18 protein-coding genes are annotated in these 20900 nt (G+C 73.5%); 8 read left to right on the top strand and 10 right to left on the bottom strand.

Features of this window, described 5'->3' with window-relative positions; all coding sequences use genetic code 11:
- Positions 1-82 precede the first annotated feature (82 nt).
- Positions 83-1603, top strand: coding sequence for an amino acid permease (locus PV343_RS05045; protein ID WP_319145548.1), 1521 nt, complete (start codon positions 83-85; stop codon positions 1601-1603).
- Positions 1604-1675: 72 nt separating this feature from the next.
- Positions 1676-3121: an ArnT family glycosyltransferase gene (locus PV343_RS05040; RefSeq protein ID WP_319145547.1), complete on the top strand. Its 1446-nt coding sequence runs from the start codon at positions 1676-1678 to the stop codon at positions 3119-3121.
- Positions 3122-3383: 262 nt separating this feature from the next.
- Here the strand turns inward: PV343_RS05040 and PV343_RS05035 are convergent, their stop codons facing one another.
- Entirely contained in the window at positions 3384-3776 is a 393-nt protein-coding gene (locus PV343_RS05035) for an NTP pyrophosphohydrolase (RefSeq protein ID WP_319145546.1), read from the bottom strand.
- Positions 3777-3865: 89 nt separating this feature from the next.
- Here PV343_RS05035 and PV343_RS05030 point away from each other — a divergent pair, with 89 nt between their 5' ends.
- Both PV343_RS05030 and PV343_RS05025 read left to right on the top strand, forming a co-directional pair.
- Positions 3866-4882: a hypothetical protein gene (locus tag PV343_RS05030; protein WP_319145545.1), complete on the top strand. Its 1017-nt coding sequence runs from the start codon at positions 3866-3868 to the stop codon at positions 4880-4882.
- An 18-nt stretch (positions 4883-4900) separates the two neighbouring features.
- The gene (locus PV343_RS05025; RefSeq protein ID WP_319145544.1) at positions 4901-5284 is read left to right on the top strand and encodes a hypothetical protein; all 384 of its coding nucleotides are present in this window, start codon (positions 4901-4903) and stop codon (positions 5282-5284) included.
- Positions 5285-5343: 59 nt separating this feature from the next.
- On the opposite strand, the gene PV343_RS05020 is transcribed toward PV343_RS05025, so the two are convergent.
- The 5 genes from PV343_RS05020 to PV343_RS05000 all read right to left on the bottom strand — a co-directional run bounded on the left by PV343_RS05020 (position 5344) and on the right by PV343_RS05000 (position 12051).
- Positions 5344-7473 (bottom strand): 3-hydroxyacyl-CoA dehydrogenase NAD-binding domain-containing protein, encoded by a 2130-nt coding sequence (locus tag PV343_RS05020; protein WP_319145543.1) that lies wholly within the window; start codon positions 7471-7473, stop codon positions 5344-5346.
- Positions 7470-8690 carry a thiolase family protein gene (locus PV343_RS05015; protein ID WP_319145542.1) on the bottom strand — a complete coding sequence of 407 codons (1221 nt, stop codon included), beginning with the start codon at positions 8688-8690 and terminating at the stop codon, positions 7470-7472. Before PV343_RS05015 ends, PV343_RS05020 begins: the two co-directional genes overlap by 4 nt.
- A gap of 221 nt (positions 8691-8911) precedes the next feature.
- The gene (locus PV343_RS05010; protein WP_319145541.1) at positions 8912-10192 is read right to left on the bottom strand and encodes a ribonuclease D; all 1281 of its coding nucleotides are present in this window, start codon (positions 10190-10192) and stop codon (positions 8912-8914) included.
- 239 nt (positions 10193-10431) lie between these two features.
- A complete protein-coding gene (locus PV343_RS05005) occupies positions 10432-11091 on the bottom strand; it encodes a helix-turn-helix transcriptional regulator (protein WP_319145540.1) in 660 nt (219 codons plus the stop codon).
- 282 nt (positions 11092-11373) lie between these two features.
- Positions 11374-12051: a DUF3000 domain-containing protein gene (locus tag PV343_RS05000; RefSeq protein ID WP_319145539.1), complete on the bottom strand. Its 678-nt coding sequence runs from the start codon at positions 12049-12051 to the stop codon at positions 11374-11376.
- Positions 12052-12166: 115 nt separating this feature from the next.
- On the opposite strand from PV343_RS05000, the gene hemE reads away from it, so the two are divergent.
- On the top strand, positions 12167-13234 hold the full coding sequence (gene hemE, locus PV343_RS04995; protein WP_319145538.1) for a uroporphyrinogen decarboxylase: 1068 nt from the start codon (positions 12167-12169) through the stop codon (positions 13232-13234).
- Between the two features lie 10 nt (positions 13235-13244).
- Here hemE and PV343_RS04990 read toward each other — a convergent pair whose 3' ends face one another.
- A complete protein-coding gene (locus PV343_RS04990) occupies positions 13245-14069 on the bottom strand; it encodes a rhomboid family intramembrane serine protease (protein WP_319145537.1) in 825 nt (274 codons plus the stop codon).
- A 92-nt stretch (positions 14070-14161) separates the two neighbouring features.
- Here PV343_RS04990 and PV343_RS04985 point away from each other — a divergent pair, with 92 nt between their 5' ends.
- Complete coding sequence (locus PV343_RS04985) at positions 14162-14473, top strand: hypothetical protein (RefSeq protein WP_319145536.1); 312 nt, start codon at positions 14162-14164, stop codon at positions 14471-14473.
- A 63-nt stretch (positions 14474-14536) separates the two neighbouring features.
- On the opposite strand, the gene PV343_RS04980 is transcribed toward PV343_RS04985, so the two are convergent.
- Both PV343_RS04980 and PV343_RS04975 read right to left on the bottom strand, forming a co-directional pair.
- A complete protein-coding gene (locus tag PV343_RS04980) occupies positions 14537-15937 on the bottom strand; it encodes an FAD-dependent oxidoreductase (protein WP_319145535.1) in 1401 nt (466 codons plus the stop codon).
- Positions 15938-15964: 27 nt separating this feature from the next.
- Positions 15965-16969 (bottom strand): DUF4349 domain-containing protein, encoded by a 1005-nt coding sequence (locus tag PV343_RS04975; RefSeq protein ID WP_319145534.1) that lies wholly within the window; start codon positions 16967-16969, stop codon positions 15965-15967.
- A gap of 160 nt (positions 16970-17129) precedes the next feature.
- Here PV343_RS04975 and hemG point away from each other — a divergent pair, with 160 nt between their 5' ends.
- Positions 17130-18584, top strand: coding sequence for a protoporphyrinogen oxidase (hemG, locus tag PV343_RS04970; protein ID WP_319145533.1), 1455 nt, complete (start codon positions 17130-17132; stop codon positions 18582-18584).
- Between the two features lie 5 nt (positions 18585-18589).
- A complete protein-coding gene (gene hemQ / locus PV343_RS04965; RefSeq protein ID WP_319145532.1) occupies positions 18590-19321 on the top strand; it encodes a hydrogen peroxide-dependent heme synthase in 732 nt (243 codons plus the stop codon).
- Between the two features lie 46 nt (positions 19322-19367).
- On the opposite strand, the gene PV343_RS04960 is transcribed toward hemQ, so the two are convergent.
- A partial coding sequence (locus PV343_RS04960; RefSeq protein WP_319145531.1) for an alpha/beta hydrolase occupies positions 19368-20900 on the bottom strand: 1533 nt, incomplete at its 5' end.

Here is a 20900-nt window from a genome sequence, read left to right as displayed (position 1 = left end):
GCGTGAACCTGCCATTGCCGGGGCATACGCAACCCCGGCCCTCTCGATCATGTCGAGGACGACAAGCGTGGGAGGTAGGCACGTGAGCACGCTCTTCAGGACGAAGAACGTCGAGCAGTCCATCCGGGACACCGAGGAACCCGAGCACTCGCTCAAGAAGTCCCTCTCCGCCCTCGACCTGACCGTCTTCGGCGTCGGCGTCATCATCGGCACCGGCATCTTCGTCCTCACCGGACAGGTGGCCAAGAACAACGCCGGCCCGGCGGTGTCCCTGGCCTTCGTCGCGGCCGGCGTGGTCTGCGCGCTCGCCGCCCTGTGCTACGCCGAGTTCGCCTCCACGGTCCCCGTGGCCGGCTCGGCGTACACCTTCTCCTACGCCTCGCTCGGCGAGATGCCCGCCTGGATCATCGGCTGGGACCTGGTCCTGGAGTTCGCGCTGGGCACGGCGGTGGTCGCGGTCGGCTGGTCCGGCTACATCCGCTCCCTGCTGGACAACGCCGGCTGGCACCTGCCCGACTACCTCGCGGGCCGGGACGGGGCGCACGGCTTCGGCTTCGACATCCTCGCCGCCGCCCTGGTGCTGGTGCTCACCGTGATCCTCGTCCTCGGCATGAAGCTGTCCGCCCGGATCACCTCGATCGTCGTCGCCATCAAGGTGGCCGTCGTCCTCATCGTGATCATCGCGGGCGCCTTCTTCGTCCGCGGCGAGAACTACAGGCCGTTCGTCCCGCACCCGCAGCCGGTGCCGGCGGGCGGCAGCCTCAAGGCACCGCTCGTCCAGCTCATGTTCGGCTGGGCACCGGCCAACTTCGGTGTCATGGGCATCTTCACCGCCGCCTCGGTGGTGTTCTTCGCGTTCATCGGCTTCGACATCGTCGCCACGGCCGCCGAGGAGACCCGCAACCCGCAGCGGGACATGCCCCGCGGCATCCTCGGCTCGCTGCTCATCTGCACCGTGCTCTACGTCGCCGTCTCCATCGTCGTCACCGGCATGGAGAAGTACACCCGGCTGTCGGTGGAGGCGCCGCTGGCCGACGCCTTCAAGGCCATCGGGCACCCCTGGTACGCCGGCGTCATCAGTTTCGGCGCCGCCGTCGGCCTGATCACGGTGTGCCTGATCCTGCTGCTGGGCCAGACCCGGGTCTTCTTCGCGATGAGCCGCGACGGACTGCTGCCGCGCTTCTTCTCCCGGGTCCACCCCCGGTTCAAGACCCCGCACCGGCCGACCATCCTGCTGGGTGTGATCATCGCGGTCGTCGCCGGCTTCACCAGCCTGAGCGAACTGGCCGAGCTGGTGAACATCGGCACCCTGTTCGCGTTCGTCGTGGTCGCGATCAGCGTGATCATCCTGCGCAGGACGCGACCCGACCTGCCCCGCGCCTTCCGCACCCCGTGGGTGCCCTTCCTGCCCATCGTGTCCGTGTGCGCCACCCTGTGGCTGATGCTGAACCTGCCCGCCGAGACCTGGATCCGGTTCGCCGTCTGGATGCTGATCGGCCTCGTCGTCTACTTCTCCTACGGCCGCACGCACAGCCGCCTCGCCCGGCGGGACGAGGCGCCGGCGGGCGAGGTGCCCGGCCCGCCGCCCGGAAACACGCGCTGACCCTCCGTTCACCGCTCCGGCCCCGTATGTCCTGCCCCGGGCGGGAACGCGGGGCCGGATAGCGTGCAGACCATGCTCGCCGTCCCGCTCGCCCCCGTACCGGCCCAGGTCACCCGGACGGCGTACTGGGCGCGGCTGCTGCCCGCCCTGGCGGCCCTGGCCTGCGTCACCCGGATCCCGTCCTTCGTCCGGCCGCTGTGGAACCCCGACGAGGGCTACCTCGCCGTGCAGGCGCGGCTGCTCGCCCAGGGCGGGCACCTGTACGAGACCGTCGTGGACCGCAAGCCCCCGCTGGTGCCCTGGCTGTACGAGGCCGTGTTCGCGCTCTGCGGCTCCGGCTCGCTCGCCCCCGTCCGGGTGCTGGCGGTGCTGGCGCAGGCGCTGACGGCCGTGCTGCTGGCCTCGCTGGCCCGGCGCCGCTGGGGCGACACCGCGGGCCGCACCGCCGGGGTGCTGTACCTGCTGGTCTCGGTCGGGCTCAACCCGGAGGACGCGCAGGCCGCCACGTTCGAGGTGTTCATACTGCCGTGCACGGCCGCCGCCCTGTGGTGCGCGGACCGCGGCCGCTGGGCGGCCGCGGGGGCGGCCGTCGCCTGCGCCTTCCTCGCCAAGCAGACCGGCGGCGCGGTGCTGCTGCCGGTGGCGTGGCTGCTGCACCGCGCCGGCACCCCGCGCGCGGGCGCGGTGGGGCTCGCGGCCGGGTTCGCCCTGCCGGTCGGCTGCGCGGCCCTGGCCACGGACCCGGCCGGCTTCCTGTTCTGGACGGTCACCGGCTCCGCCGCCTACGCCTCCTTCACCGGCTCCGAACTCCACGTCCTCGGCCGGTGCCTGGGCAACACCGCCATCCTCGCCGTGGCCTGCGCGGGGCTGCTCCCGCCGGTGCTGCGGACACTGCGCACCGCCCGGGCGGCGGCCGACCTGTGGCTGTGGCTCGCCGCCTCGGCCGTCGCCGTCGCCGCCGGCTTCCACTTCTTCGGCCACTACTACCTGCAACTCACCCCGCCCGCCGCCCTGCTGGCCACGGCCGCGCTGCGGCTCCTGCCCCGGGAACGGCTGACGGCCGCCGTCCTCACCTCGGCCGGCTGCTGCGCCCTGTTCCTGACCTGGGGCCTGTTCGCGCCGCGCCCCGAACTCGCCCACGCCCAGCGCCTCGCCGCCGCGCTGGCCCAGCGCACCGCGCCCACCGACCGGGTCCTGGTGTGGGGCATGCACCCCGAGACGTACTGGCTGGCCGGCCGCACCCCCGCCACCCGCTACCTCACCGCGGGCCTGCTGACCAACTACAGCGGCGGCCGCGACGGTCCCCAGGTCGGTGAGGCGTACGCGGTCCGGGGCGCCTGGCCGGTCTTCCGCGCGGAGATGGCCGCCCACGCCCCCACCCTGGTCGTCGACGACTCCCGGGGCAGGCCGTACGCCCCCGACCGCGTGCCGAGCCTGCGCCGGCTGCTGGACACGCGGTACGAGGAGGTGGGGACCGTGGACGGGGCAGTGCTCTACGCCCGGACTCCGCACGGCTGAGCCGGAGTCGGCCGTGGCGCCGGGTGGCGCCACTGTTGGGCTCGCGACAGCGATTCGAGCGCGTTCCATGCAGGGGGATCCCATGGCCGCACCGACCGCGCCCGGCCGCCCTCACCTTCGGCCTCGCCGGCATCCACTACGCCCGCCAGGGCACCGGCCGCATGGGGAGCGCGGTCGCCGGAACCGCTCTCGGGGCCGTCGCAGTGGCCGGCGTCCTCACCCTGATCGTGGCGCCGGCCACGTGGCAGGGCGGTCCGCACGCTCAGCCGAGGACCGCGCGCGGCCCGGTCACGTCCGCGCCCAGGTCGGTCACCCGGCGCCGCAGTTCGCGGTCGGCCGTGACCACGAGACGGGCCCGGTGGGTGTTCCCGGCGGCCAGCTCCACGATCCGGTCGTCTCCGCTGCCGGGCGCCTCCTCCACCCGTACCCCCGGCACGGACGGGACCCCGCGTGCCGCTCCCTCGAGGACGAGCACGATCTCCACGGGCCCGGCCCGGCCCGGCAGCCCCTCGGCGGCCAGCCGGTCCCGCAGTCGCCCCGCCGCGCCCCTGCGGTCCCGCCACCAGCCGTCGGGCCGGGACCCGACCACGTTGGCGCCGTCGACGATCACGAGCAGCGGGCCGTCCGTTTCCGGGGGGCCGTAGGGGGCGTCCATGGGCCCAAGGATCCCACGGCTGCGGCCCCGGGACGGCGGCCCGGAGGCCCGGAGGCAGCGGTCATCTGACGGCGGCTTAGAGTGAACCGGTGAACGGCGACTGGCTCCTGCGCGGCCGTGACGGCCGGCTCAGTGTCTACCGGCTCTCCGGCGACGCCGTCCTGTGCCGGTCGGAGCGCGGCCCGGGCGGCCCCTGGACGGACCCGCGCACGGTGGGCGGCGACCAGCGGCTCCACCCCGTGGGCGGCATCGGCCGGGGCGCCGACGGCTACGCCCACCTGGTCGCCTGGCGGCCCACCAAGAAGGGCGAGTCGGGCCTGGTGCACTCCACCCACTTCCGCCCGCACCTCGCCGCGCTGGACTGGAACCCGATCGGCCACCCGGACAAGAGCGGCGAGCGCACCGGCACCCCCGCCGTGGCCGTGGACGCGCAGGGCCGCGCCCACGTCTTCGTCCGCGCGGGCGGCGGCGGGGTGAGCCTGCTCGCGCAGAAGGAGAAGGGCGGCTGGGAGCCCTGGCGGGACCTGAAGGGCGGGGAGCTCCGGGACGGTCTCGCGGCGGTGACGGGGGAGTCCGGCCGGGTCGAGCTGTACGCGGCCGCCCGGGGGACCGTCCTGCACTGGCGTCAGGAGGAGCCCGGCGCCCTGCCGGTCCTCCAGGAGGTTCTGGGGACCGGGGCCCGTCCCGGCACCCTGCACGCGCTGGCCACCTCCCCGGACAGCACCACGGTCTTCTACACCGACGACACGGGCGACCTGTGCGCCTGGCGGCCGGGCGGCAAGCCCGCCACCCTGCTCCCGGCGGCCGGCCCCGGCCCGGTCGCGGCGGTCCGCTGCGAGCTGGACGGCCACGACTGCACGCTGCTGGCCCAGCGTTCGGAGAGCGGCCGGGTCGCCTTCGCCGCCTACCCCACCGAGCAGGAGTCGGCGGGCGCCTGGTGGGCCGAGTCCGGCCCGCGCCTGCCGGTGGACGCCTCGGTGTGCCTGACCACGGACGAGGACGACCGGGTGGTCGCGGCAACGATGTCACCCTCGACCGGACAACTCCTGCTCACTCGCCGCAAGTCGGAGCCGGGTCTGGCCCTGGAGGCGTGGCGGGAGATCTGAGTGCGCGATGATGCCGCCGTGGACATCGAGACACTCATCGGCGCCTGGCGGCGCCTCCTCAGCGGATCCGGGAAGTCCTGGGTGCTCTTCGAGCACGGCACCTGTGTGGTGCTGGAGGAGGGCGAGGGGGACCTCGCGGACCGGGCCACCGGCATCCTGCGCGAGTACGGCCCCGTGAGCGTGGGCGGCCCGGCGGGCGACTTCCGGGTGCTCGAACTCAAGGGCGACGAGGGCTGGCTGGTGACGGGCCATCACCCGGACGTCGTCACCTACGTCGCCTCCGACGAGCCCGAGGAGCCCTCGCACCTGGCCGTCGGCATCCACGGACGGTCCAAGCGCGACCGGGACGGCAGCGAACTGCACGTCGTCCACGTCGAGGACGCCCACCGGGCCGCCCCCTGACACGCCGGTGCCCGGCACACCAGGGGTGTGCCGGGCACCGTTCGACCGTACGGAACGGGTTACGCCGGGACGCTCGCCACGCCCGGGGCCAGGAACTTCTTGCCGTTCACGCGCTCCGAGACGCCCTCGCGGTCCAGGTACGGCGTGATGCCGCCCAGGTGGAAGGGCCAGCCGGCGCCCGTGATCAGGCAGAGGTCGATGTCCTGCGCCTCGGCGACGACACCCTCGTCGAGCATGAGCCCGATCTCCTGGGCGACGGCGTCGAGGACACGGTCGCGGACCTGCTCCTCGGTCAGGACGGTGTCGCCCTGCTTCAGCAGCGCGGCGACCTCCGGGTCCAGCTCCGGCTTGCCGCTGTCGTAGACGTAGAAGCCGCGCTTGCCGGCCTTGACGACGGCCGCCAGGTTCGGGGAGACCGTGAAGCGGTCCGGGAAGGCCCGGTTGAGGGTCTCCGAGACGTGCAGGCCGATCGCCGGGCCGACCAGCTCCAGCAGGACCAGCGGGGACATCGGCAGGCCGAGCGGCTCGATCGCCTTCTCGGCGACCTCGACCGGGGTGCCCTCGTCGATCACGTTCTGGATCTCGCCCATGAAGCGGGTCAGGATGCGGTTCACGACGAACGCCGGAGCGTCCTTGGTGAGGACCGCGGTCTTCTTCAGCTTCTTGGCGACGGCGAAGGCCGTGGCCAGCGAGGCGTCGTCGGTCTTCTCGCCGCGGACGATCTCCAGCAGCGGCAGGATCGCGACGGGGTTGAAGAAGTGGAAGCCGACGACCCGCTCGGGGTTCTTCAGCTTCGACGCCATCTCCGTCACCGACAGCGAGGAGGTGTTGGTGGCGAAGATCGCGTGCGCCGGGGCGACCGCCTCGACCTCCGCGAACACCTGCTGCTTGACGCCGATCTCCTCGAAGACCGCCTCGATCACGAAGTCGGCGTCCGAGAAGCCCTCGGCCTTGTCCAGGACACCGGTCACCAGCGCCTTGAGGCGGTTGGCCTTGTCCTGGTTGATCCGGCCCTTGCCGAGCAGCTTGTCGATCTCGGCGTGGACGTAGCCCACACCCTTGTCGACGCGCTCATGGTCGATGTCGGTCAGGACGACCGGCACCTCGAGGCGGCGCAGGAAGAGCAGCGCGAGCTGGGAGGCCATCAGACCGGCGCCGACGACACCGACCTTGGTGACCGGGCGGGCCAGGTTCTTGTCCGGGGCGCCCGCGGGACGCTTGCCGCGCTTCTGCACCAGGTTGAACGCGTAGATACCGGAGCGCAGTTCGCCGCCCATGATCAGGTCGGCGAGCGCCTGGTCCTCGGCGTCGAAACCCTGCTGCAGGTCGCCGTTCTTGGCGGCCGCGATGATGTCCAGGGCGCGGTAGGCGGCCGGGGCGGCACCGTGCACCTTGGAGTCGGCGACGAAGCGGCCCTTGGCGACGGCCTGGTCCCAGCCCTCGCCGCGGTCGATGGCCGGACGCTCGACCTTGACGTCGCCGTTGAGGACCTGGGCGGTCCAGATCAGCGACTGCTCGAGGAAGTCGGCGCCCTCGAAGAGCGCGTCGGCGATGCCCAGGTCGAAGACCTGCTGCCCCTTGAGCTGCTTGTTCTGGTTCAGGCTGTTCTCGATGATGACCGAGACGGCCTTCTCGGCGCCGATCAGGTTCGGCAGGATCGTGCAGCCGCCCCAGCCCGGGACCAGACCGAGGAAGACCTCGGGCAGGGAGAACGCCGGGATCGCCTTGGAGACGGTCCGGTAGGTGCAGTGCAGGCCGACCTCGACGCCGCCGCCCATGGCCGCGCCGTTGTAGTACGCGAAGGTCGGGACCGCGAGGCCCGCGAGGCGCTTGAAGACCTCGTGGCCGCCCTTGCCGATGGCCAGCGCGTCCTCGTGCTTCTTCAGCAGCTCGACGCCCTTGAGGTCGGCGCCCACCGCGAAGATGAACGGCTTGCCGGTGACACCGGCGCCGACGACGGTGCCCTCGGCCGCCTCCTTCTCGACCTGGTCGACGGCGGCGTTGAGGTTCGCCAGCGACTGCGGGCCGAAGGTGGTCGGCTTGGTGTGGTCCAGGCCGTTGTCCAGCGTGATCAGGGCGAACCGCCCGGCACCGAACGGCAGGTCGAGGTGGCGCACGTGCGCCTGCGTGACGACCTCGTCCGGGAACAGCTCGGCCGCGCCCTTCAGGAGTTCAGCGGTGGTGCTCACTTGTCGCCTCCGTCGAAGTGCGGGTTCTCCCAGATGACCGTCGCGCCCATGCCGAAGCCGACGCACATGGTGGTCAGGCCGTAGCGGACCTGCGGCTGCTCCTCGAACTGGCGGGCCAGCTGCGTCATCAGCCGGACGCCGGAGGAGGCCAGCGGGTGACCGAAGGCGATCGCGCCGCCGTACTGGTTGACGCGCGCGTCGTCGTCCGCGATGCCGTAGTGGTCGAGGAACGCGAGGACCTGGATGGCGAAGGCCTCGTTGACCTCGAACAGGCCGATGTCGGAGATGGACAGGCCCGCCTTGGCGAGGGCCTTCTCCGTGGCCGGGATCGGGCCGTAGCCCATGACCTCGGGCTCCACGCCGGCGAAGGCGTAGGAGACCAGGCGCATCTTGACCGGCAGGTCGTTCTCGCGGGCGAAGTCCTCGGACGCGATGATCGAGGCGGTGGCGCCGTCGTTCAGGCCGGCCGCGTTGCCGGCGGTGACCCGGCCGTGCACACGGAACGGGGTCTTCAGGCCCGAGAGGTTCTCCAGGGTGGTGCCCGGGCGCATCGGCTCGTCGGCCGTGACCAGGCCCCAGCCGGTCTCGCCGGCCTCGGGGTTGGTGCGGCGCACCGAGATCGGCACCAGGTCCTGCTGGATCTTGCCGTTGGCGTACGCCTTGGCGGCCTTCTCCTGCGAGCGCACCGCGTACTCGTCGGCGCGCAGCTTGGTGATGTGCGGGTAGCGGTCGTGCAGGTTCTCCGCCGTCATGCCCATGAACAGGGCGGACTCGTCGACCAGCTTCTCGCTCACGAACCGCGGGTTGGGGTCCACGCCCTCGCCCATCGGGTGGCGGCCCATGTGCTCGACGCCACCGGCGATGACGGCGTCGTAGGCGCCGAAGGCGATCGAACCGGCGGTGGTGGTCACGGCGGTCAGGGCGCCGGCGCACATGCGGTCGATCGAGTAGCCCGGGACGGACTGCGGGAGGCCCGCGAGGATGCCGGCCGTGCGGCCGAGGGTCAGGCCCTGGTCACCGATCTGGGTGGTCGCGGCGATGGCGACCTCGTCGATCTTCTTCGGGTCCAGACCGGGGTTGCGGCGCAGCAGCTCCCGGATCGCCTTCACGACGAGGTCGTCGGCGCGGGTCTCGTGGTAGATGCCCTTCGGGCCCGCCTTGCCGAACGGGGTGCGGACGCCGTCGACGAAGACGACGTCCCTGACGGTACGAGGCACGATGGCTCTCCTCCAGGGTGCGGGATGGCACTGCCGCGCAACGCTGAGCGCGCGCTCAGGCCCCATGCTACTTATGAGTAACGTAGCTGCACAGTCCTGCCGGGGGGAGCGGCGAAGGTCACATCCGCGGGGCACCTCGGCACCCGCCGACGGGACCCCAGGATCTTGGCGCGATCTCGACGCTCCCGTTCCGCTTCCGCGGACCGCCTCGGGCGCTCCGCTCAGGCGCTCTTCGCGGACAGCGCCGCCGCCAGCACGGGCGTCACCAGGTCGATCTGCCACGGCCGGGCGCCGTAGCCCGCCAGCGCGGCGGCCACGTCGGTGGCCGCGGGCGGCTCCCAGCAGACCCGGCGCACGGTGTCGGGGGAGATCAGATTCTCCTGCGGCATGCTCAGCCGCTCGGCCAGCGCCGAGACCCCGGCCCGCGCGGCCGACAGCCGGGCCGCCGCCGCGGGGTCCTTGTCCGCCCACGCGCGGGGCGGCGGCGGGCCGGTGACGGGCTGCCCGGGCATGGGCAGCGAGGTGTCGGGCAGGGCCCTCGCCCGGTCGACCGCCGACTGCCACTGCTCGAGCTGCCGCCGCCCGGTCCGGTGCCCGAAACCGTTCAGCGCCGACAGCGCGTGCACGCTGGACGGCAGCGCGAGCGCCGCCTCCACGATCGCCGCGTCGCTCAGCACCTTGCCCGGCGACACGTCGCGTCGCTGCGCGATGCGGTCCCGGGTCTCCCACAGCTCCCGCACGACGGCGAGCTGCCGGCGCCGGCGCACCTTGTGCATGCCGGATGTGCGGCGCCACGGGTCCTTGCGGGGCTCGGCGGGCGGCGCGGACGCGATCGCGTCGAACTCCTGGTGCGCCCACTCCAGCTTGCCCTGCCGGTCCAGCTCCTTCTCCAGGGCGTCCCGCAGGTCGACCAGCAGCTCGACGTCGAGGGCCGCGTACCGCAGCCACGGCTCGGGCAGCGGCCGGGTGGACCAGTCGACGGCGGAGTGCCCCTTCTCCAGCACGAAGCCGAGGACGCTCTCGACCATGGCGCCGAGACCGACGCGCGGGAAGCCGGCGAGCCGGCCGGCCAGCTCGGTGTCGAACAGGACGTCCGGCACCATGCCTATCTCGCGCAGGCACGGCAGGTCCTGGGTCGCGGCGTGCAGGTCCCACTCGACGCCGGACAGCGCCGCGCCGAGGCCCGACAGGTCGGGGCAGGCGACCGGGTCGATCAGCGCGGTGCCGGCGCCCTCGCGGCGCAGCTGCACCAGATAGGCGCGCTGGCCGTAGCGGTAGCCGGAGGCGCGCTCGGCGTCCACGGCGACGGGGCCGCTGCCGGCGGCGAAGGCGGAGACCACCTCGGCGAGGGCGGTGGCGTCGGCGATCACCGGCGGAACGCCCTCGCGGGGTTCGAGCAGGGGAGTCGGCGCCCCGGTCACAGAAGACCCGGCGTCGTCCGGAGGGGTGCCTCCGGGAGTGCGCAGGGAACTGTCTGCTGCGGTGTCTTGGGCGTCGGTCACCTGTCAAGGGTATCCGTGAGTGGACAGCGCCCGTCGACGGAACGTTCCGTCGACGGGCACCGGGGGGTCGTAAACCAGTCAAGGCGGTGAAACCACGGGTTCACATGAGTGAACCGTTCCTTCCGCCGGCGGCCCGGCCGGTGCGGCCGCGCGGGGGCTCGGTGAGGTCAGGGATCGCGGGAGGGCAAGGGTCGCAGGGGGCGGTCAAAAAGAGGGAAGGCGCAGTTCGGTCGGGGCGGTCAGTGGATGATTCCGGTGCGCAGGGCCACGGCGACCATGCCGGCCCGGTCGCCCGTGCCGAGCTTGCGCGCGATGCGGGCGAGGTGGCTCTTGACGGTCAGGGCCGACAGGCCCATCGAGACGCCGATCGCCTTGTTCGACTGGCCTTCCGCGACCAGTCGCAGCACCTCGACCTCGCGGCCGGACAGCTCCCGGTAGCCGCCCGGGTGGCTCGGGGCACCCGGGGGGCGGCGGTGCATCCGCGAGGCGGCGCCGAGGGGGGAGGCGCCCGGCCGGGCGGGGAGCCCGATGTTGGTCCGGGTGCCGGTGACGACGTAGCCCTTGACGCCGCCCGCGAGGGCGTTGCGCACGGCGCCGATGTCGTCGGCGGCGGAGAGGGCCAGCCCGTTGGGCCAGCCCGCGGCGCGGGTCTCGGACAGCAGGGTCAGTCCGGAACCGTCGGGCAGGTGGACGTCGGCGACGCAGATGTCACGGGGGTTGCCGATGCGGGGACGAGCCTCCGCGACGGACGAGGCCTCGATGACGTCGCGCACACCGAGCGCCCACAGATGGCGGGTGACGGTGGAGCGGACGCGCGGGTCGGCCACGACCACCATGGCGGTGGGCTTGTTCGGGCGGTAGGCGACCAGGCTTGCGGGCTGCTCGAGGAGAACGGACACCAGGCCTCCTGGGGTGGGGGGACGGGGCCGGCTTGTGGGGATGAAGCCGGGACGAACCGTGCTTTGAAGGTCACAGTCGTCTTCGGCAGCAAACCCGTCCTCCTTTAGGGAATGATCACGATCTAGTGAGTAACAATCCGTGCAATTCGGACACGCGATCGATCATCCGAAGATCGAGTCGGTTCGGGCTGATGTCATTCGGGTTCGGAAAGTGGCCGTATCGACAAAGAGATGGTCAACAGGGCATCCGGGAGGGTTACCGAGGAACGATCCGGGACCGCGTCACCGGGACTGCGGACCCCTGCGCTGCGGCAGGGTGACCACCGATGCCTCGCCCGGGCCCGCCGGCGGCAGCCCGCCGACCTGCGCCAGCAGATCGCACCAGGACGCCAGGTGGGCCGCGGTGTCGGGGACCCCGCCCAGACCCTCGCGGGGCGTCCAGGAGGCGCGGATCTCGATCTGCGAGGCGGGCGGCCGCTCCGACAGACCGCCGAAGTAGTGCGAACTCGCCCGCGTGACCGTCCCGCTCGGCTCGCCGTACGTCAGCCCGCGCGACTGGAGCGCGCCGGTCAGCCACGACCAGCACACCTCGGGCAGCAGCGGATCGGCCGCCATCTCCGGCTCCAGCTCCGCGCGTACCAGCGTCACCAGCCGGAAGGTCCCGTGCCAGGCGTCGTGCCCCGCCGGGTCGTGCAGCAGCACCAGCCGGCCGTCGGCCAGATCCTGGTCGCCGTCGACCACCACGGCCTCCAGCGCGTAAGCGAACGGAGCGAGCCGCTGCGGGGCGGGCGTCGGCTCCACCTCGATCTGCGGCCGCAGCCGGCAGCCGCGCAGGGCCTCGACCGCGGCCCGGAAAGCCGGCGGACCCGAGGTACTGGAGTGGCGGTCCTCCTCCCCGCTGTCCTTCGCGTCGTCCGTTCCGTCAGCGCTGTCCGACATTCGTCCCTGAGCCGCAGCCATGCGGGAAGGGTAAGGGGAAGCGGTGCCCGGTGCTGAGCTAGACACCCCGCGCCGTTTCCCGCCCCGCCCGGGCCGGGCCGAAAGGCGCGCCCCGGCGTCGTGCGAGACTGGCCCCGTGACCGCGAACGACACCCCTACGGGCAAGCAGCCGACAGCGACGTACGACAGCGCCTTCCTCAAGGCGTGCAGGCGCGAGCCCGTGCCGCACACGCCCGTGTGGTTCATGCGCCAGGCCGGCCGTTCGCTTCCGGAGTACCGCAAGGTGCGCGAGGGCATCCCCATGCTGGAATCCTGCATGCGGCCCGAACTGGTCACCGAGATCACGCTGCAGCCGGTGCGGCGCCACGACGTGGACGCGGCGATCTACTTCAGCGACATCGTCGTCCCGCTCAAGGCCATCGGCCTCGACCTCGACATCAAGCCCGGCGTCGGCCCGGTCGTCGAACAGCCGATCCGCACCCGCGCCGACCTCGCCCGGCTGCGCGACCTCACCCCCGAGGACGTCACCTACGTCACCGAGGCCATCGGCATGCTCACCCGCGAGCTGGGCGCCACCCCGCTGATCGGCTTCGCCGGCGCGCCCTTCACCCTCGCGAGCTACCTCGTCGAGGGCGGCCCGTCCCGCACGTACGAGAACGCCAAGGCGATGATGTACGGCGACCCCGAGCTGTGGGCCGACCTGCTGGACCGCCTCGCCGACATCACGGCCGCCTTCCTCAAGGTGCAGATCGAGGCGGGCGCCTCCGCCGTCCAGCTCTTCGACTCCTGGGTCGGCGCGCTGGCCCCGGCCGACTACCGCCGCTCCGTGATGGCCGCCTCGGCGAAGGTCTTCGACGCCGTCGCCGGCTACGGCGTGCCGCGCATCCACTTCGGCGTGGGCACCGGAGAACTGCTCGGGCTCATGGGCGAGGCCGGCGCGGACGTCGTCGGCGTCGACTGGCGCGTCCCGCTGGACGAGGCGGTGCGCCGCGTCGGCCCCGGCAAGGCGCTCCAGGGCAACCTCGACCCGACCGTCCTGTTCACCGACAAGGACACCGTCGAGGCCCGGGCCCGCGAGGTGCTGGACGCGGCCGCCGGTCTCGAGGGCCACGTCTTCAACCTCGGCCACGGCGTCATGCCGAACACCGACCCCGACGCGCTCACCCGCCTCGTGGACTACGTCCACACGCACAGCGCCCGCTGAGCGCGCCCGCTCACCACACCTGACGGGGCCGGGCCTGCCTGCCGAACAGCAGGCGGCGCGGCTCCGGCGGGGGCGGGGTGCCGGGCTTGAGCGGCCAGGCCAGCAGCATGCCCGCCACGAAGCCCACCACATGGGCCGCGTAGGCCACCGTCCCGGTGCCGGAGACACCGTGCCCGGAGGAGTACACCGCCTGGAGCCCGAACCAGAAGCCCAGCACCAGCCAGGCGGGCAGCCGCAGCGGCAGGAACACCAGGAACGGGACGAGCACCCAGACCCTGGCCCTCGGATACAGCACCAGATAGGCGCCGAGGACGCCGGCGATCGCCCCGGACGCGCCGATCAGCGGGTCGCCGGAGCCGTCGTTGAGCAGCGCGAAGCCGTAGCCGGCCGCGTAGCCGCAGACGACGTAGAAGAGGAAGTAGCGGATGTGGCCCATCCGGTCCTCGACGTTGTTGCCGAAGATCAGCAGGAAGAGCATGTTCCCCAGCAGGTGCAGCCAGCCCCCGTGCAGGAACATCGCCGTGAAGACGGACAGCACCGGGCTCTTGTGGTAGCCCGGCGGTGCCACCACACAGCCCGGGCCGTGCGCCCCGACGCCGACGGCGCCGGTCGGCACCAGCCGGGGCATCTCCTGGTGGATCAGCTCCCTGGGGACCGCCGCGTACCGGTCCATGAAGGCCTGCAGATGGCACAGTTGCGCCAGGTCGCCGCCGCCGGACACGGAACCGGCTATGCCGGGTGTGGTGAGGAAGACGAGGACGTTGACCGCGATCAGCGCGTACGTCACATAGGGCGTGCGGCGCACCGGGTTCACGTCATGGACGGGGATGACCACACAGGAGTACTGCCCCCGATACGGCGGGCGAATCGGTGAACGCGTCCGGTCAGGTGTGCGTATTTCACGTCAACCGACGTGAGGATCAGGCGATGACCGAACGAGTTACTCCTCCGATGCACGCCCTGCCCGACGGCGAGGCGGAGATCTCCCTGGTGGTACGGCTCCCCTGGGAGGACGTCGCCCGGCTCGGCCAGGAGGCGGGCCGGCTGGCCGCCCAGATGCAGCGCCCCGTGACCCTGGACGAGGCGGTGAGCCACCGGCTGCGCTCCGTCCGGCCCGGTGCGGCGTCGCACGCCAGGCCGGCCGGGGAGCAGCCCGCCGCCGTCGCCTCCGGCGCCTCCGGCTCGGGCTCCGGCACCGGCTCCGTGGCCTCCCTGCCCAGGCTCAGCGGCACCGCCTGACCGGCACTCCGCGGGTGTGGCTCCGGCCGGCCGCCCCGGCGCGGCCGGCCGGCGGGCGCCCCGCTAGCGCGACCCCGCGCGCACCTTCGCCGTCGCCTTCCGCGCCGCCACCAGGACCGGGTCCCACACGGGCGAGAAGGGCGGGGCGTAGCCCAGGTCGAGCGCCGTCATCTGTTCGACCGTCATGCCCGCCGTGAGGGCCACCGCGGCGATGTCGACGCGCTTGCCCGCCCCCTCCCTGCCGACGATCTGCACGCCCAGCAGACGTCCCGTACGGCGTTCGGCGAGCATCTTGACCGTCATGGGGGAGGCGCCCGGGTAGTAACCGGCGCGGCTGGTCGACTCGATGGTGACCGTCTCGTACTGCAGGCCCACGCGGTCCGCGTCCTTCTCGCGCAGCCCCGTGCGGGCGATCTCCAGGTCGCACACCTTGCTCACCGCCGTGCCGACCACGCCCGGGAAGGTGGCGTAACCGCCGCCCACGTTGGTGCCGATGACCTGCCCGTGCTTGTTGGCGTGGGTGCCCAGCGGCACGTACTGCTCCTGGCCCGAGACCAGGTTCAGCACCTCGACGCAGTCGCCGCCCGCCCACACGTTCTCCTGCCCCCGCACCCGCATCGCCAGGTCGGTGAGCAGCCCGCCGCGGGCGCCGAGGGGCAGGCCGGCCGCCCGCGCGAGCCCGGTCGCCGGGCGCACCCCGATGCCGAGGACGACGACGTCCGCGGGGTACTCGGCGTCCTCCGTGGCCACCGCGCGGACCCGCCCGTCGCCGCCGGTGAGCAGCTTGGTGACCTCGGTGTCGTTCACCATGGTGATGCCCAGGCCCTCCACGGCCCGGTGCACCAGGCGCCCCATGTCCGGGTCGAGGGTCGACATGGGCTCCTTGCCGCGGTTGACGACCGTCACCTCGAAGCCGCGGTTGATCAGCGCCTCCGCCATCTCGACCCCGATGTAGCCCGCCCCGACCACCACCGCCCGGCGGCCGCGCGTGGCGGACAGCGTGTCGAGCAGCGCCTGCCCGTCGTCCAGGGTCTGCACCCCGTGCACGCCGGGGGCGTCCACCCCCGGCATGTCGGGACGGACCGGGGCGGCGCCGGTGGCGATCACGAGCTTGTCGTACGACGTCCAGGACTCCTCCCCGGAATCGACGTCACGCGCGCGTACCCGGCCGCCCGACAGGTCGATCTCCGTGACCTCGGTCCGCATCCGCAGGCCGATGTCCCGCGCGCGGTGCTCCTCGGGCGTGCGGGCCACCAGGTGGTCCCGCTCGGGCACGTCACCGCCGACCCAGTACGGGATCCCGCACGCCGAGTAGGAGGTGAAGTGCCCGCGCTCGAACGCCACGATCTCCAGCTCGTCCGGCCCCCGCATCCGGCGCGCCTGCGACGCCGCGGACATCCCCGCCGCGTCGCCGCCGATCACGACCAGCCGTTCCCTGCCGCCCCGCCCACCATGGATGCTCATACGAACACGCTACGGGCCGGGCCCCGTTCAGCCCCGTCCGGGCTCGCCGGAGGAGTCCGCCACGGGAGGGGCGGACGGCAGCGGGCCGGGGGCCGCGGGTGCGGGCGCGGACACCGGGCGGCGTGGCAGCCGCGGTCGTACGACCCGCAGCCACAGCGCGGCCAGGAGCGCGGCGAGCGCGCCGAACGGCAGGGCGGCGCCCAGCGCCAGGGCGATCCAGCGCAGCAGCGTGACGAGGACGTGCCAGCCGCCCGACAGCGCGTCCACGAAACCGGGCGTGCCGTCCTTCGCGGCCTTCTTCGCCGGGGTCCCGGACAGCGACAGGGTGATCGTCGCCAGGGCGGTCCGGTCCTTCAGGGACGCCTGCCGGGCGAGCAGCGCCTCCAGGTCCGCCTGCCGGCTGCTCAGTTCCCCCTCCAGGGTGACGACGTCGCTCAGCTTGTCCGCGCGGTCCATCAGCGTCCGGATGCGGGCCACGCTCGCCCGCTGCGACCTGATCCGGCTGTCCACGTCCACCACCCGGTCGGTGACGTCCAGCGCCTTCGCCGTCCGCTCGACGAGCCTGCCGGTGCCCTGGAGGGCGGTGAGGGCCTCGTCGTAGCGCGCGGTCGGCACCCGGAGCACCACCCGGGTCCGCTCGCGGCCGCCGGAGTCCCGGGTGGTGCTTTCCTGTCCGACGTAGCCGCCCGCGCCCTCGGCGGTCGCACGTGCCTTGTCCAGGGCCTCGGGCACGTCCTTGACCTCGACGGTCAGGGAGGCGGTGCGGATGACGGCGCTCGCAACGGGCTTCGGCGCCCGGGCGGGCCCGGCCTCGCCGGGCCGGCCGTTCCCGGCCGTGCCCGCCGGGCGCCCGGCGCCCTCCACGGCCGACCTCGCGGCGCCGTCCGCAGCGGACTTCGCGGAGTCGCCGCCCGCGTCGTCCGTGCCGCCGCACCCGGCGAGCGCGAGGGAGGCGGCGAGCAGGACCCCGGCGAGGGGCCGCCCGGCGGGTGCGCGACGTGCGGGACGTGTGGTGCGTCGTGGTGTGCTCATGGGCGGTGCCCCCCTGGTGCCGGTGACCGATGACGCTCCTTCGACGCCGGGCCGGCCCGGGACGTTTGGCCGGCACCGGTCCCGATGCGGTCACGGTCCGGACTCGGCGCGGACACCGGGTCCCCGCGGTGGTGGCGGTGGGGTCTGAGAGAGTGGGGGGATGAGCACGAGGGGTACGGGCAGCAGGCATGTCGTCGTGGTCGGAGCGGGTGTCGCCGGTCTTGCGGCCGCTCACCGGCTGCTCGCAAGCGGTGCGCGGGTGACCGTGCTGGAGGCCTCCGGACGGGTCGGCGGCAAGCTGCTGCCGGGCGAGATCGCGGGCGTACGGGTCGACCTGGGCGCCGAGTCGATGCTCGCCCGCCGCCCCGAGGCCGTGGCCCTCGCCCGCGAGGTGGGCCTGGCGGACCGGCTCCAGCCGCCGGCCACCGCGAGCGCCTCGATCTGGACCCGCGGCGCTTTGCGCCCGATGCCCAAGGGCCATGTGATGGGCGTGCCCGGCACCGCCGCCGCCCTGGCCGGCGTCCTGTCCGACGAGGGCCTGGCCCGTATCGAGCGCGACACCGACCTGCCCCGCACCGAGGTCGGCGACGACGTGGCGGTCGGCGCGTACGTGGCGGCGCGGCTCGGCCGCGAGGTCGTCGACCGCCTGGTGGAGCCCCTGCTCGGCGGCGTCTACGCGGGCGACGCCTACCGCATCTCGCTGCGCTCCGCCGTCCCGCAGCTCTACCAGGCGGCGCGGACGCACGACTCGCTCACCGAGGCGGTCCGCGAGATCCAGGCACGCGCCGCCACGGCCGGGCAGACCGGCCCGGTGTTCATGGGCGTCGAGGGCGGCGTCGGCAGCCTGCCGCTCGCCGTGGCCGAGTCGGTCAGGGTCCGGGGCGGCGAGATCGTCACCGGGGCACCGGTGACGGAGCTGCGCCGCGCGGACGGCGGCACCTGGCGCGTCGTCGCCCAGGACCGCGTGCTGGAGGCGGACGCCGTGATCGTCGCCGTCCCCGCCCCGGCCGCCGCCGCGCTGCTGCGCGCCGAGTCCCCCGCCGCCGCGGCCGAGCTCGCCGCCGTGGAGTACGCCTCCATGGCCCTGGTCACCCTCGCCTACCGCCGCGCGGAGACGGCCCTGCCCGAGGGCAGCGGCTTTCTCGTGCCGCCCGTCGACGGGCACACCATCAAGGCGTCGACCTTCGCCTCGCACAAGTGGGGCTGGATCGCCGACGACGACCCCGGTCTGCTCGTCCTGCGCACCTCGGTCGGCCGGTACGGCGAGACGGAGATCCTCCGGCGCGACGACGCCGACCTGGTGGACCTCTCCCGCCACGACCTGCGCGAGGCCACCGGCCTGGCCGCCGAACCCGTCGCGACCCGCGTCACCCGCTGGACCGACGGCCTGCCCCAGTACCCCGTCGGCCACCACGCGCGCGTGGCCCGCGTCCGCGCGCACGTCGCCGCTCTGCCGGGCCTCGCCCTGTGCGGCGCGCACCTCGACGGCGTCGGCATCCCCGCCTGCATCGCGAGCGCGTACGCGGCGGTCGACCAGGTCCACGGGGACCTCAGGGGTGCGCAGGAGCTCACCGCCCACCCGGTGCAGAGTCTGCACGGCGGAGCGGGAGAATAGGGGACATGAGCGACGACGCCCCCACCACCGAGCCCGGCAGGATCCCGAACAAGGGCAAGCTGGCCAAGGACCTCAACGAGGTCATCCGCTACACGCTGTGGTCCGTCTTCAAGCTGAAGGACGTGCTGCCCGAGGACCGCGCGGGCTACGCCGACGAGGTCCAGGAGCTGTTCGACCAGCTCGCCGCCAAGGACGTGACGATCCGCGGGACCTACGACGTCTCCGGTCTGCGCGCCGACGCCGACCTCATGATCTGGTGGCACGCGGAGACCGCCGACCAGCTCCAGGAGGCGTACAACCTCTTCCGCCGCACCCGGCTCGGCCGCGCGCTGGAGCCGGTCTGGTCGAACATGGCGCTGCACCGTCCGGCCGAGTTCAACCGCTCGCACATCCCGGCGTTCCTCGCCGACGAGACGCCCCGCAACTACGTGAGCGTCTACCCCTTCGTGCGCTCCTACGACTGGTACCTGCTGCCCGACGAGGACCGCCGCCGCATGCTCGCCGACCACGGCAAGATGGCCCGCGGCTACCCGGACGTGCGCGCCAACACGGTCGCCTCGTTCTCGCTCGGCGACTACGAGTGGGTCCTGGCCTTCGAGGCCGACGAGCTGTACCGCATCGTCGACCTCATGCGCCACCTGCGCGGCTCCGAGGCCCGCCGGCACGTCCGCGAGGAGATCCCGTTCTACACCGGCCGCCGCAAGTCGGTCGCCGACCTGGTCGCCGGCCTGGCCTAGCCGGACGGGACCCGCCACTCGGGACCTGCCCTTCGGGGCCTGTCCCTCAGGACTTGCCCTTCAGGGAGTCTCGTGAGGGGTGTCCCGCGGTGTGGCCGGCCGGGGTCTCGGGCCTCGGCTCCGGGTGCGGTGCGCAGGCCGCGCGCCGCCCCGGGACCCGGCCCTCCAGCAGGTAGGCCGCCATGTGGGCGTTGACGCACGCGTTGGGGCCGCCCCCGAGTCCGTGCGCGCCCGCGTCCCGCTCGGTCACCAGCACCGAGCCGGCCAGCCGCCGGTTCATCTCCAGCGCGCCCGCGTACGGCGTGGCCGCGTCCCGCTCGGCCGCCAGGATCAGCACCGGGGGCAGCTCGCCGGGCCCTGTCCGCACGTCCAGCGGCCGCTGCCGGGGGGCGGGCCAGTAGGCGCACGGCAGATTCATCCAGACGTTGTCCCAGGTCTCGAAGGGCGCCACGCGTGCCAGCCGGGTGTTGTCGCGGTCCCACACCTTCCAGTCCGTGGGCCAGGCCGCGTCGTTGCACTCGACGGCCGTGTAGACCGCGCTGCCGTTCTCGGCCGCCGCGGCCGTCTCCGGGCCCGGCACGGCCAGCCGCACCAGCGGGTTCACGTCGCCCTTCAGATAGGCCGCCAGCGCCGCGGCCCGGCTCGGCCAGTGGTCGTCGTAGTACCCGGCGGTGAGGAACACGCCCTGCAGCTGGCCCGGTCCGACCTTCCCGCCCGCCGCTGTGCGGGCCAGCCGGTCGCGCGCGGTGTCGTAACTGCGCTGCACCTGGGCCGCGGTGCGGCCGAGCCGGTAGACGTCGTCGTGCCGGGCGATCCACTCCCGGAAGTCCGCCCAGCGGTCCTCGAACGCGGCCGACTGGTCGAGGTTGTCGCGGTACCAGACCTTCTCCGGGTCCGGGTCCACCGCCGAGTCCAGCACCATCCGCCGTACGTGCGAGGGGAACAGCGTCGCGTAGAGCGCGCCGAAGTAGGTGCCGTACGAGGCGCCGACGAAGGTCAGCCGGTCCTCGCCCAGCGCGGCCCGCAGGACGTCCAGGTCGCGGGCGTTGTTGAGCGAGTTGTAGAACCGCAGCCCGGCGCCCGAGCGGTGGGCGCAGCCGCGCGCGTACGCCTTCGCCTCGGCGACGCGCCGCTTCTTGTACTCCTCCGAGGGGTGCGTCGGGGACTGGGTGGGAGCCCGGTAGAAGCGCTTGGGGTCCACGCAGGACAGCGGCGCCGAGTGCTCCACACCGCGCGGGGCGTAGCCGATCAGGTCGTAGGCGGCGGCGATCCGCTGCCACCCGGGCAGCGCGCCGATCAGCGGGAAGGCCATGCCGGAGGCGCCGGGGCCGCCCGGGTTGTAGACGAGGGCGCCCTGCCGCGGCACCTTGCGCTTGCTGTTGTGCGGGTCCCGGTGGGTGGCCGGGATCCGGCTGACGGTCAGTCTGATCTGCCTGCCGTCGGGGTGGGCGTAGTCCAGGGGCACGCTCACCGTGCCGCACGTCAGGGTGCCGGGCGCGCCCAGGTCGGCGGGGCACGCGCCGAAGTCCACGCCCGCGGCGCGGGCCCGGGCGGCGGCCACCGCGGCCCCGCGCGGCTC

Origin of the sequence: Streptomyces sp. WI03-4A (assembly GCF_033792105.1) — a bacterium.
GTDB lineage: Bacteria > Actinomycetota > Actinomycetes > Streptomycetales > Streptomycetaceae > Streptomyces > Streptomyces collinus_A.
Note: the sequence above shows the minus strand (reverse complement) of the source record. Positions and strands in the feature narration are given on the sequence as shown.

Excerpts from the sequence above, each read along its gene's own strand:
- PV343_RS05040 (WP_319145547.1), top strand. The coding sequence starts at position 1,676 with ATGCTCGCCGTCCCGCTCGCCCCCGTACCGGCCCAGGTCACCCGGACG.
- PV343_RS05035 (WP_319145546.1), bottom strand. The coding sequence starts at position 3,776 with ATGGACGCCCCCTACGGCCCCCCGGAAACGGACGGCCCGCTGCTCGTG.
- PV343_RS05000 (WP_319145539.1), bottom strand. The coding sequence starts at position 12,051 with ATGGCTGCGGCTCAGGGACGAATGTCGGACAGCGCTGACGGAACGGAC.
- PV343_RS04985 (WP_319145536.1), top strand. The coding sequence starts at position 14,162 with ATGACCGAACGAGTTACTCCTCCGATGCACGCCCTGCCCGACGGCGAG.
- PV343_RS04980 (WP_319145535.1), bottom strand. The coding sequence starts at position 15,937 with ATGAGCATCCATGGTGGGCGGGGCGGCAGGGAACGGCTGGTCGTGATC.
- PV343_RS04975 (WP_319145534.1), bottom strand. The coding sequence starts at position 16,969 with ATGAGCACACCACGACGCACCACACGTCCCGCACGTCGCGCACCCGCC.
- hemG (WP_319145533.1), top strand. The coding sequence starts at position 17,130 with ATGAGCACGAGGGGTACGGGCAGCAGGCATGTCGTCGTGGTCGGAGCG.
- hemQ (WP_319145532.1), top strand. The coding sequence starts at position 18,590 with ATGAGCGACGACGCCCCCACCACCGAGCCCGGCAGGATCCCGAACAAG.